This is a genomic window from Streptomyces sp. NPDC052301, assembly GCF_044593395.1.
Lineage (GTDB): Bacteria > Actinomycetota > Actinomycetes > Streptomycetales > Streptomycetaceae > Streptomyces.
Window position 1 is genome coordinate 339,299 of the sequence record NZ_JBIUBE010000003.1, and the last position, 11,751, is coordinate 351,049.

Here is an 11,751-nt window from a genome sequence, read left to right on the forward strand (position 1 = left end):
GGCCGGCCGCGCACCGGGCACCGCCGGCGCCGTACGCTGGCGGCTGTGTATGCGGAGCGGGCGTCCCGGCTGACCGGCGCGGTCCTGTGGACCGACACGGCGACCGGGTCCGGCGCGCGGCCCGTGCTGCCCGACGGCTGCATGGACCTGATGTGGAGCGAGGGCCGGCTGCTGGTCGCGGGTCCCGACACCCGCCCCTACCTCCCCCAGGGGCCCGGCCGGTCGTGGGCGGGCATCCGCTTCTTCCCCGGCACCGCACCCGCGCTGCTCGGCGTACCGGCACACGAACTGCGCGACCGCCGGGTGGAGTTGGCCGACCTCTGGTCCGCCGCGCGGGCCCGGCGGCTGCGCGACCGCATCGAGGCGGCTCCCGACCCGGTGACGGCCCTGGAGGACATCGCCCTGGACCGGGCCGCGCGGACGGCGGCCCCCGACCCGCTGCTGCACCGGCTGGTGGAGTGCCTGGACGAGGGTCGCCCGGTGTCCGCGACGGCCGCCGAACTCGGCATCGGCGCCCGCACCTTGCACCGCCGCTGCCTGGCCGCGTTCGGCTACGGACCCAAGACCCTGGCCCGCGTCCTGCGCCTGCAACGGGCGCTGGCACTGGCCCGCTCCGGGACGCCGTACGCCGAGACGGCGATCCGCGCGGGCTACGCCGACCAGCCGCACCTCGCCCGGGACGTGCGGGAGTTGGCGGGCATGCCGCTCGGGGAGCTACTCGGCGGCGGGTAGCGGGGCGAACAGGTCGACACCGTTGCCGTCGGGGTCGTGCACGGTGGCGTACCGCTGCCCCCAGAAGGCGTCCCACGGCTTCAGCTCCCCGTGGTGGCCGGCGCCCACCAGGTCCTCGTACGTTGTGTCGACCTCGGCGGGCGAGTCGCACCGGAAGGCGAGGCCGATCCGGCCGCCGCCCGTCGGCGGCCGCCACTCGGGGTGGAAGGAGTGGACGGTCTTCTCGGTGTCCAGGGCGAAGACCAGCCCGCCGGGCAGTTCCACATCGACGTGCGGCTGCTCCTCGGAACCCTCGGGGAAGACGAGTCCGAGACGACGGTAGAAGGCGAGCGAGGCGGCCATGTCGGAGGTCACCACGCCGATCAGGGCGAATCGTGGAGTCATACGGCCACCGTAGGGAGGGCCGGCCGACCCGGTCTTGAAGAAATCGGACACGACGTCGGCGGACCCGGTGACGGCCTGCGCGGCGCGCGGCGGACCCGGCGGATGACAAGTTGCTCCCGGTCCTGCCGCCCGGTGATGATCCGTCTGTCCGAGAGTGGGGGAGTGGCTGTTGGCGGACGTCTTCGCCTGCGACCGGTGCGGTACCGAACTGACCGTCTCCGTGTCGAGGGTGGCATTTCCGGTGCGTGCCCGTCATCGCTGCGGGCACGAGATGCTTCCCGCGCTGATGGCATCGGGCACGTACGCCGTCGACCCGGAGCCCCGAGGAGGGCCCTGGCGTCCCTGGGACGAGGCCGGCGCGGAGGAGGCGGCGGCACTGGGGGTGTTCGCCCCGGTGCACTCGCTGCCGTCCGGGCCGCCGGGCGCCGTCGTCGTCGCACCGGGCGACACCCGTGGCACCGTGCTGATCCCGGACCGGTGCGACGGCTACTGCACGGGACTGGACGGCAGGGACGGCCCGAACCTGGCCTGCGCGCGGTGCGGGCAGGCCGTGGCGACCCGGATCGACGACTGCTCGCTCTGGCAGGCGGTGTGGTTCGAGGCCGACGCCGTACGCCGCGTCGCGGGCCCCGCCACGCCGGTCACCGACTGGGCGACCCTGGTGGAGGACGCGGAGGACGCGGAGACCGGGACAGCGCGCCCCCGGTCGAGCCGCCCGGCCGCTGGAGCCCGCAGTGGGAGGCGGCGGCGGGCCGGGCCCTGGCCCATCTGCTCGTCGCCTCGGGCGGCGCTCCGGTGGCCCTCCCCGGCGGACTGGTCACGGACCTGTTCGGCCGCGCGCTCGACGCGCTGCTGCCACCGAGCCCACCGAGCCGGTCCGGCCCACCGAGCCGGTCCGGCCCGGCGAGCCCGTCCGGCCCGCCGGGGGCGTCCGCCCGCACCGCTGCTCTTTCCGGTCCGCAACTGCCCGCCTCCGCCCCGGCGCCCGACATCGCGCTGGTCCCGGAGCATCCGCAGACGGGCGAGATCTGGCAGCCACCCGGCACCGCGGCGATCGTGCCGCTGCCCTTCGACGTGTGGCTGGGCCTGGCCTTCCCCCGGGACCGCTCGCGCCTGCCCGTGACCGGGGGACTGCCCCATGACGTCCAGCGCGACGACCCGCTGCCGCTGCACCCGATCTGGACGTTCCGGCCCGACCGGCAGGTGTTCCTGGGCAGCCTGGCCCGGCTCCCCGCCGTCCGGCAGCCGTGGCTGCGGGCGATCCACGACGACGTGAGCGCCTACCCGTACCGGCACACCTCGGTCTTCTAGCTCCGCCCCGCCAGCCCCACCAGATGGATCCGCGTGCCCAGCCCGGCATGCACCACGCCGGGCGCGGGCGTCACTGCGGTCCTGCGGGCGAACTCGGCGACATGTAAAGGAGTTGAGGAGCGGACGCGCCGTGCGGCATAGGTGCCTCGCATGGCCGTTCGACTCCTGCTCCACACCCGCCCACCGGCCACCGCCACGACTTTGTCCCGGCCGCCGACGCCTACCGCGAACCCGGTTCCGGGCCCACCTGAACGGTGGGATCGCCTGGGCCGCGGGGCTCGTCGAGTGACGTTTCTCCGGTGAATCGCTTCCACCATTGGGGTGAGTAAAGCTCGCGTTCGCAGATAGTCACGTGACTATCTAGAGATGCTCTTGTCTTGGCAAAGGGCGTCGAGACGCAGGGACCCTCCCGTCCCGCGTCAACCACCCACAGGAGGAGCCGGACCTTGACTTACGGTAAGAAGCTGCGCGAGCGCATCGCCGGGCCCGGGACCACACCGCTGATCGGCGTGTACGACATGTACTCGGCGTCGATCGCGGCCAAGCACTACGACGGGATGTTCGTTTCGGGCTTCGGATTCGCGGCCTCGTACTACGGGCTGCCGGACATCGGTTTCATCGCCTGGCCCGACATGGTGGCCTTCGTCCAGCGGCTGCGCGGCGCGTTCCCGCACCACCATCTGCTGGTCGACATCGACGACGGCTACGTCGACCCCGAGGTCGCCTGCCACGTCGTCGAGGGCCTGGAACGCATCGGGGCCTCCGGAGTGATCCTGGAGGACCAGAAGCGGCCCCGCCGCTGCGGCCACGCCGACGGCAAGCAGGTGCTGCCGCTGGAGGAGTACCTGGAGAAACTGGAGAAGGTCCTGGCCACCCGCCACGACCTGGTCGTCGTCGCCCGTACGGACGCCACCGACGAACACGACATCCTGCACCGTGCCGAGCGGCTGGCCGCCACCGACGCCGACGTGGTCCTGGTCGACGGAGTGCGCAGCGTGGAGTGGATCGAGCGCATCCGGAAGGTCGTCGGCGGCAAACCGCTCCTCTTCAACCAGATCGCCGGCGGGAAGTCACCCCGCCTCTCCCTCGGCGAACTGTCCGACCTCGGCGTCGACGTCGCGATCTACAGCACCCCGTGTCTGTTCGCCGCGCACAAGGCGATGGACTCGGCACTCGCCGACCTGAAGGAGGCCGACGGCCGGCTGCCGGAGGTCGACCCCACGAGCGGAGTCGGCGTGAAGGCGTCCACCACCCTGCTGGAGCGCAACATCGCCCGCGAGCGGATCGCACCCGAGGGCGTGGGCGTGTGACGGGAACCGGTTCGGCCCTCGTCCCCCGGATCGGGATGGCCGCGGCGGTCGCCGTCACCGTCCTCGGCGCAGGTGCCGCACCCGCGGTCGCCTCCGGGAGCCTGATCACCGTGATCGACAACTCGCACGCCGACTCGTGGCTCGAAGTGGACCGCGCGGCCAACCTCCAGACCGGCAGCGGCACCGCCGGCAGCGACCACGACGGCAGCGCCGTGGACGTCGTGGAGGCCCTGGTCGGAGCCGCCGGCCGGCACGAGGAGGACTGAGGACCACCGAAAGCAGCACCGCGACAGGACGACGGCCGGGCCCCTCCCCGCACGGGAGGCGCCCGGCCGTCGGCGTCCGTTCAGTCCTCGCCGAGATCGGGCCGGCCGTCCTCGCCGACCTCGACGTCCTCCTTCGGATCGTGCTCGTCGACGAGCGCGGCCACCGTGGCACGGTGCTGACGCGGCGCGACGGTGCGGCAACGGGCGTGCGCCACGCCGTAGGCGGTGGCCAGAGCGACTGCGGCCAGGGCGAGAGCCGCTGCGGAGCGCATGGTGGGGTGCATGCCCGGGCAACGAACCGGCGCGGCCCGGGTCACCGCCCAGCGCCCGAACGGGAGCGCACGATCACGCAGTTGGCCGGTCCGCGGGCGGCGCGCCCGTGCTCGCTCCGCGCACCAGCCGCGTCGACAGCTCCGTCCGCGTGCCCACCGGGCGCCCGCCGCCCATCATCCGCACCAGCGGCCGCAGCGCCGTCGCCGTCTCCGCGAGCGGCCGACGGACGGTGGTCGGCGCCGGGGCGACCCAGCCCGCCTCGGGCAGATCGTCGAAGCCCACGACGCTCATGCCGTCCGGCACCCGCAACCGCCGCTCGGCCCGCGCCGCGCACACCCCGAGCGCCATCCGGTCCGAGCACACGAACACCGCGGTCGGCGGCTCGAACAACTCCCTCGATCAGCACGTACCGGATGCGGTGGTGGTCCCGCCGCGCGTACCGCGAGGCGGACACCTCCGACAGGTGGAACAGCACCCCTGAGGAGCCGCGAGCGGTCAGCCGGTCCAGCCGGCCGCGCTCCGGCCGACCGCCCCCGGTCCGCGCCGGCCCTGCCGACACCACCACCCCGAGACCCGCCTCGTACGCCGCCGCCTCCACGCCCTGCGGCACCGCGCCCGACCGGGAACTCTCGAGCGCCTCACGCCACCCGCGCCAGATCCGCGTGCCGCACCTCGCACGCCGGCGGCAGACCGGCGGCCAGCCGTTCCAGCTCCTCGACGACCACCCGGCCGAGCCGCTCCAGCTCATTGCCGAGGGAGCCGGCGAGGTGCGGGGTGAGGAAGACGTTCGGCAGCCGGTACAACGGTGAACCGGCGGGCAGCGGCTCCGGCTCGGTGACGTCGAGGACCGCCTGCAACCGCCCGGAGACCAACTCCTCGGTGAGCGCGCCCTGGTCGATCAGCGCACCGCGCGAGGTGTTGATCAACGTGCCGCCGTCCCGGATCAGCGCGAGCCGCTCACGGTCGAGCATGCGGTGCGTCTCGGGGAGGTGCGGCGCGTGCAGGCTGACGATGTCGCTGCGTGCCAGCAACTCGTCCAGCGGCAGCAGTTCCGCACCCAGCGCGGCGGCCTCGGAAGCGTGCACGTACGGATCGCACAGGAGGACCTCGAGGTCGTGCGGGCGCAGCAGTTCCAGCAGGCGACGGCCCACCCGCGACGCACCGACGATCCCGACCCGGCGGCCCACGTTGCCGACGGCCGGCGTCTCGTCCGGGGAGGGGAGGGCGCACGTGCCACGGAAGCGTTCCCGCTGTGCGAAGACGTCCTTCCCGGCCAGCAGGATCATCGCGAGCGTGTACTCGGCCACCGGCGTCGCGTTGGCGGTCGCCGCGCTGGAGACGGTGATCCCGCGTTCCCACAGGGCGTCGCCGATCAGTGAACGGACGGAGCCTGCGGCGTGCAGCACGGCACGCAGCCGAGGCGCCGCGACCAAGGCGTCCGCGTCCAGGCGGGGACACCCCCAGCTGGTGACCAGCACCTCGGCGCCGGCCAGCGATCCGGCGACGGCGGGGTCGGTGAGGTCCCGCACCACGAGCGCGGGGTCGATCTCGGCCGTCTGCCGCAACCGGGCCATGAGCGGGGGCGGGAAGAGCCGGGGGAGGTGCACCGGATCCATGACGAACACGGCCCTGGGCAACTGGGGCGGCTGGGGCAGCTGGACGCTGGGCATGACTCTCCGACGAGGTGGTGGGGGCGGGGTCGGGGGCGGGGCCGGGGGTCGTGGATCGGAGAAGCGGAAAGCGTTTTCTGGCGGCGGCTCACACCGTAGAGCCGGTCCGTGGCGAGGGGCAATCGGTCGGTCGAGTGGCGGCCGCGAGAACTTCGACCGTCGGCGAGAAGGAGACGGTGACGCCCTGTTCCCGACGACGCCCTCGTACCCCGGATCCCCCGGATCCACCTCCGACGGCCACGGCCGGCCCGGCTTCGGCGCCTCGGCGTACGCCACGTCACCGGATACCCCGAACGGCGTAGCGCCGAGCCTGTGCACCGGAATACAGCCGGGCGCTGTGATGCTCTGATGTGTACAGAGCAGCGGTGCGACTGCGCGGCTGTGCAGTGGTGCAGCGGTGTGACTGAGCGACGGCGCGGCTGTGCGGCGGTGCACGAGCGCGGCGAAGGGCTGGTGGGCGATGACGGCAGATCGGACGGGCCCCGTGGTCCGGACGCCCCACGGAGCCGTACAAGGCCGGTACGAGCAGGGAATCGCGGTGTTCCGGGGCATCCCGTACGGCGCTCCGCCCTTCGGTGCCCGGCGGTTCCGGCCACCCGAGCCGCCCGAGCCCTGGGACGGGGTGCGCGACGCCGGTTCCTTCGGGCCGACCGCGCCGAAACCGCCGTACTCCGAGGCGTTCGCCCAGTACCTGTCCGACCCGGTGGTCCCCGGCGACGACTGCCTCAACCTCAACGTGTGGACCCCGGAGCCGGGCCCCGGCGCCCGCCTCCCGGTCCTGGTCTGGCTGCACGGCGGCGCCCTGACCAGGGGCTCCTCCGCCGTCCCCGTATACGACGGCCGCACCTTCGCCCGCGACGGCGTGGTCTTCGTCTCGGTCAACTACCGGTTGGGAGTCGAGGGCTACGGACTGTTCCCGGACGCGCCCCCGAACCCCGGCCTGCGCGACCAACTCGCCGCCCTGCGCTGGGTGCACGAGACCATCGAGACCTTCGGCGGCGACCCCGACCGGATCACCCTGTGCGGGCAGTCGGCCGGTGCCATCAGCGCCGGCGTCCTGCTCGCCTCCCCCCACACCCGGGGCCTGATCCGGCGCGCGATCCTGCAGAGCGGAGCGCCCGAGGTCGCGGACCGGGACAAGGTACGGCGGATGGTGCGCCGTATGGCCGCCCGGCTGAAGATCCCCGCCACCGCGGAGGCCTTCGCGACCGTCGACCGCGAGCTGCTGCTGCGGACCCAGGCGGAGGTCGGGCGGCTCAGCAGCCCGGTGCTCGGCGGGCCAGCGTTCGGCGTCGTCGTGGACGGTGACCTCGTACCCCGCGATCCGCTGAAAGCGCTCATCGACGGCGACGGCGACGGCGACGGCGCCCAGGGTGTCGACCTGCTCATGGGCTGGACGCGGGACGAGTACCGGTTGTGGCTGGTGCCCGGCGGCCTGCTCGAACACGTGGACCGGCTCGGCCCCGTCGCCCTGGCCGGCGCCATGGCACGCTGCCACTGCGGGCACGAAGTGATACGCGGCTACCGTGCGCTGCATCCTGACGCCGGCACCGCAGAGACCGTCGGCCAGCTCGTCACCGACCACCTGCTGCGGGCCCCGCTGCACCGCCTCGCCGACACCCGTCTCGGCTCCTGCCACCTCTACGAGTTCGCGTGGCCGTCCCGCCTTCCGGCCCTCGGCGCCTGCCACGCCCTGGAGTTGGGGTTCGTGTTCGACTCCGGTGACGTGCCCGAGTCGAAGAAGCTGGCCGGCGAGGGGGCTCCGCAGGAGCTGGGCGACGCGATGCACGCGGCCTGGGTGCGGTTCGTGACGACGGGGGATCCTGGCTGGCAGGCCTGGGACGCCTCGCATCCGGTGCGGATCTTCGGCGACGGTATACCGCATACCGAATACGGTCCACGGGATGCGGAAGTCGCCCTCTGGTCGGCCGCCCCCGCGCCTCCGGAACCGTCGCCCGCCGCTCAGTTCCGGGCTCCCGGGGCAGAACTGGCGGCCGCGGTCCGACGTCTGCGGTGGTCCGTGGCGGCGCGGCGGCACTGATCCTCCGCCGGACCGGCAGCGAGAATCCGGTCGTCGGTGGACTGTATGAAGTCGACCGACGACGCTGCGCGGCGCGATTCTGGTCGACTATATGGCGTCGGCTGTATGGCGTCGGCTGTGTGACGTCGACTGTATGGCGTCGACGGTCGCCCGCGGACCACCAACTCCTCCCGCGCGCCTCCGACCCGGAACCGACCGTCATCCGCAGTCATCGGGGCCGGATGACACGGTTCGACCGAGGGCTGCCGTGTGGCGAGCTCAAGCCCCCGGGCGCAGCGTCGCCCTGATCGAGGCGATCGCGTCCGGCCCCACCCGGCAGCACCCTCCGATCAAGCGCGCCCCGGACTCCCGCCACGCCTCGACCTGCTCGGCGCCGAACCGGGTCCGTCCCGTCCAGGCCCGCGCCTCCGCGTCCCAGGCCTCCCCGCTGTTGGGATAGACCACGACCGGCTTCCCGGTGACCCGGGCCGCGATCTCGACCGCGGGCGCGACGTCCTCCGGAGCGCAGCAGTTCACGCCGACCGCGATCACCTCGTCCGCGTCGGCGGCCGGGGCGAAGGCGTCCTCCAGGGGCTGTCCGGCGCGGGTGCGTCGACCGTCGACCGTGTACGACAGCCACGCCGGCACCCCCAGTCCGCGTATCGCCCGTAGCAGAGCGGTACCCTCGTCGGCGTCGGGCACGGTCTCCAGTGCCAGCACGTCCGGTGCGGCGGCGGCCAGTACCTCGATGCGCGGACGGTGAAAACGCTCCAGCTCGATCCCGCTGAGCCCGTACCGGCCCCGGTACTCGGAGCCGTCCGCGAGCATCGCCCCGTACGGGCCGACCGAGGCCGCCACCCACAGCGGTCGTTCCACGCCCGCCTCGCCGGCCTGCCCAGCAGCCTCGCGGGCCAGTTCCACGCTCAGTCTGAGCAGTCGCGCGGCCTCCTCACGACCGTGGCCGCGCCGCGCGAAGCCCTCGAAGGTGGCCTGGTAGCTGGCGGTGATCGCCACGTCCGCGCCCGCAAGGAAGTAGGCGAGGTGAGCTTCGGCAACCGCTTCCGGCCGCTCGGCGAGCAGCCGCGCCGACCACAGCTCGTCGCTCAGATCGTGCCCGGCGGATTCCAACTGGTTGGACATGCCCCCGTCGAGCACGACCGCTCCGGCGGCGAGGGCTGCGGCGAGGCTGGGGGAGGTGTTGCTGGCCATGGCACGACGCTAGTCGAAGCGGGCCACGGCCGGGCCGCGGCCGTCGTCAGGCCGGCGGTCGATCGCGTCGGTCGCCGTGCCGGCGCCGAGGTAGCCCGTCGCCCCCGAACCGCTCACCACGTCGATCCACAGCGCATTGCGGCCGCCGGGCCGGCGAGCGCCGCCGAAGAGGTCGCGGCGGCGGAGCCGAGGATGAGGGTGCGGCGTCGGACCGTTCCGCTTCCGGCCCCGGTCATGGGGGCTCCTTCGGAAGCGGGTGCGGGGGTACGGGTGCGGGCAGCGTGGCAGTCGAACCGAAGGCGCGAAAGGGCTTGCGCAGTACAGAACTCGGCCATCCGGCGCTCGCCGACCCAGATCTGGAAAGCGTTTGCTACAAGGCGGTGCCGTCTCGGGCCGGCCGATGTCGACCGACGGAGGAGCCGCCCATGAGACGCGCCGGAACCCCCGTGCTGGTGCCGGCCGCTCTGGGCGCCGCACCTAAGCACGACAACACGCACACCTCCGTGCACGGCCCGACCGTCCACGCGGGCCTTGTCCGCGACGCACTCCGCACCCGGCATCTGGTCCCCCAGGGCACCGTGCGGACGGAACGAACCCTCGGGGCGCCCCGCCCGGAACCGGGGCGCCCCGCCCGGAACCGGGGCGCCCCGGGCCCCCGCCAGGAAGGACAATCACCGCCGTGATCCAACTGCCCCCCGACGACCGCGACTCCAGCCCCCTGACCGGCTACACCCGCGCCCACTGGGAGGCCGCCGCCGACGCCCTGCTGGCCGCCGTCGAGCCCTGCGCCACCCCCGACCGCGCCCTCTACCACCTCCCCGGCGACCACGTGAGCCACTCCGGCCACCTCTCCGACGGCCTCGAGGGATACGCCCGCACCCTGCTGCTCGCCGCCTTCCGCCGCGACGAGACCGCCCTCGGCCGGTACGCCGACGGCCTCGCGGCCGGCCCCGGCGGAGTCTGGCCGCGCATCGGGGACCGCAGCCAGCCGCTCGTCGAAGCCGCCTCGATCGCGCTCGCCCTACGGCTGACCCGGCCGCTGTTGTGGGACCGCCTGGACGACGCGGTACGGGAGCGGACGGCGGCCTGGCTGGCGGACGCACTCACCGCCGAGCCCTGGCCGTGCAACTGGGAACTCTTCCCCGTCACCGTCGGCGGCTTCCTGGAGGACATCGGCTACCGGACAGACACGGCGCGCAAGGCCGTCGACCACGGCCTGGAACGGATCGAGGGCTGGTACCTCGGCGACGGCTGGTACACCGACGGCGACGGCCGCAAGTTCGACTACTACAACGGCTGGGCCATGCACCTCTACCCGGTGCTGCACGCATGGCTCTCCGGCGACCAGGACCTCCTCGACCTCTACGGCGGCCGCCTCCACGCCCACCTCGCCGACTACGCCCACTTCTTCGGCGGCGACGGCGCCCCCCTGCACCAGGGCCGCTCCCTGACGTACCGCTTCGCGACCGCGGCCCCGCTCTGGCTCGGCGCACTCACCGGACACACTCCGCTCTCCCCGGGGCAGACCCGCCGCCTGGCCTCCGGCGCGCTCCGGTACTTCCTCAACGGCGGCGCGGTCGACCAGCGCGGCCTGCTCCCGCTCGGCTGGCTCGGCCCCGACGAGTCGGTCGTCCAGAACTACTCGGGCCCGGCCTCCCCGTACTGGGCGAGCAAGGGCTTCCTCGGCCTGCTGCTGCCCGCCGACCACGAGGTGTGGACGGCGCGGGAGGAACCGGGCCCGACCGAGCGCGCCGACGAGGTCCGGCCCGTACCCGCCCCCAACTGGCTGCTGCAGTCGACCCGTTCGGACGGACTGGTCCGGCTGCACAACCACGGCAGCGAGGACGTCCGCTACGACCCGTACTACACCCGCCTCGCCTACTCCACGGCCACCGTGCCCACGGCGACGTACGACAACAGCGTGCTCGTCGGCGGCGACCCGAGCCGTACCCGGATCGAGCCGCTGGGCACCGGTGAGGGCTGGATCGCCTCCCGGCACACCGCGCGCGACGGCAGCACCGTGACCAACCTCGTGCTCGCCGAGGGCGCGGTGGAGGTGCGGGCCCACCTCGTCGCCGGGGCCCCGCCCGGGACGGCGGTGCGCATCACGGGCTGGGCCGCGGGACGGGATGGCCTCCGATGCGAACTCGTACCCGTGTCAGGCCTGTCGGAGGACATGACCGGGCGGACGGCGGCGGAACCCACGCTGTTCGTGGCACTCGCCCGACTGACCGGCGAACCGGATCCCCGGCCCCTCACGGACCTGGTGGAGGTGAGGGTGCGGGACGGGTACGGGCTGAGCGTCCGCTGGGCGTCCGGTCGGGCCGGCGCGTTCCGGTTCACGGAGCCGGACGGGCGATCAGCAGACTCGGGGTGGTCGCTCACGGCTTGCTGAGTGTGCCGGGGTGGGAGGGGGTGACGGGCACCTGGGCCGGGAAAGGGCCGCCGCGCACGTTACCGCGTGGCACAGGCATCCGTTATCGGTAGCCGGTAGCCGGTAGCCGGTAGCCGGTAGCCGGTAGCCGGTAGCCGGTAGCCGGTAGCCGGTAGCCGGTAGCCGGTAGCCGGTAGCCGGT

The 11,751-nt window shown here is 73.6% G+C and carries 10 protein-coding genes and 1 pseudogene; 6 read left to right on the forward strand and 5 right to left on the reverse strand.

Annotation, left to right across the window (positions count from 1 at the left end; genetic code table 11):
• Positions 1-45 precede the first annotated feature (45 nt).
• Positions 46-732, forward strand: a complete 687-nt coding sequence (locus tag ACIHEJ_RS08790; protein WP_400133340.1) for a helix-turn-helix domain-containing protein — start codon at positions 46-48, stop codon at positions 730-732.
• Here the strand turns inward: ACIHEJ_RS08790 and ACIHEJ_RS08795 are convergent.
• Complete coding sequence (locus ACIHEJ_RS08795; RefSeq protein WP_400133342.1) at positions 715-1,116, reverse strand: VOC family protein; 402 nt, start codon at positions 1,114-1,116, stop codon at positions 715-717. The two genes, ACIHEJ_RS08790 and ACIHEJ_RS08795, sit on opposite strands and share 18 nt — an antisense overlap.
• Positions 1,117-1,911: 795 nt before the next feature.
• Here ACIHEJ_RS08795 and ACIHEJ_RS08800 point away from each other — a divergent pair.
• From ACIHEJ_RS08800 to ACIHEJ_RS08810, 3 genes are all read left to right on the forward strand, one after another.
• Positions 1,912-2,427, forward strand: a complete 516-nt coding sequence (locus tag ACIHEJ_RS08800) for a hypothetical protein (protein ID WP_400133344.1) — start codon at positions 1,912-1,914, stop codon at positions 2,425-2,427.
• A 446-nt stretch (positions 2,428-2,873) separates the two neighbouring features.
• Positions 2,874-3,737, forward strand: coding sequence for an oxaloacetate decarboxylase (locus ACIHEJ_RS08805; RefSeq protein WP_400133345.1), 864 nt, complete (start codon positions 2,874-2,876; stop codon positions 3,735-3,737).
• The gene (locus ACIHEJ_RS08810) at positions 3,734-4,003 is read left to right on the forward strand and encodes a hypothetical protein (protein WP_400133347.1); all 270 of its coding nucleotides are present in this window, start codon (positions 3,734-3,736) and stop codon (positions 4,001-4,003) included. Before ACIHEJ_RS08805 ends, ACIHEJ_RS08810 begins: the two co-directional genes overlap by 4 nt.
• Positions 4,004-4,083: 80 nt before the next feature.
• Here the strand turns inward: ACIHEJ_RS08810 and ACIHEJ_RS08815 are convergent, their stop codons facing one another.
• From ACIHEJ_RS08815 to ACIHEJ_RS08825, 3 genes and pseudogenes are all read right to left on the reverse strand, one after another.
• Positions 4,084-4,275, reverse strand: coding sequence for a hypothetical protein (locus ACIHEJ_RS08815; RefSeq protein ID WP_400133348.1), 192 nt, complete (start codon positions 4,273-4,275; stop codon positions 4,084-4,086).
• Positions 4,276-4,348: 73 nt separating this feature from the next.
• Positions 4,349-4,913 (reverse strand): annotated as a pseudogene (locus ACIHEJ_RS08820) (substrate-binding domain-containing protein); the annotation flags it as partial.
• 1 nt (position 4,914) lies between these two features.
• Positions 4,915-5,946, reverse strand: coding sequence for a hydroxyacid dehydrogenase (locus ACIHEJ_RS08825; RefSeq protein WP_400133349.1), 1,032 nt, complete (start codon positions 5,944-5,946; stop codon positions 4,915-4,917).
• Positions 5,947-6,406: 460 nt separating this feature from the next.
• On the opposite strand from ACIHEJ_RS08825, the gene ACIHEJ_RS08830 reads away from it, so the two are divergent.
• A complete protein-coding gene (locus ACIHEJ_RS08830; protein ID WP_400133351.1) occupies positions 6,407-7,987 on the forward strand; it encodes a carboxylesterase/lipase family protein in 1,581 nt (526 codons plus the stop codon).
• Between the two features lie 258 nt (positions 7,988-8,245).
• On the opposite strand, the gene mmuM is transcribed toward ACIHEJ_RS08830, so the two are convergent.
• Positions 8,246-9,175 carry a homocysteine S-methyltransferase gene (gene mmuM / locus ACIHEJ_RS08835; RefSeq protein WP_400133353.1) on the reverse strand — a complete coding sequence of 310 codons (930 nt, stop codon included), beginning with the start codon at positions 9,173-9,175 and terminating at the stop codon, positions 8,246-8,248.
• Positions 9,176-9,857: 682 nt separating this feature from the next.
• Between mmuM and ACIHEJ_RS08840 the strand changes: the two genes are divergently transcribed.
• Positions 9,858-11,570, forward strand: coding sequence for a DUF2264 domain-containing protein (locus ACIHEJ_RS08840; RefSeq protein ID WP_400133996.1), 1,713 nt, complete (start codon positions 9,858-9,860; stop codon positions 11,568-11,570).
• Positions 11,571-11,751 lie beyond the last annotated feature (181 nt).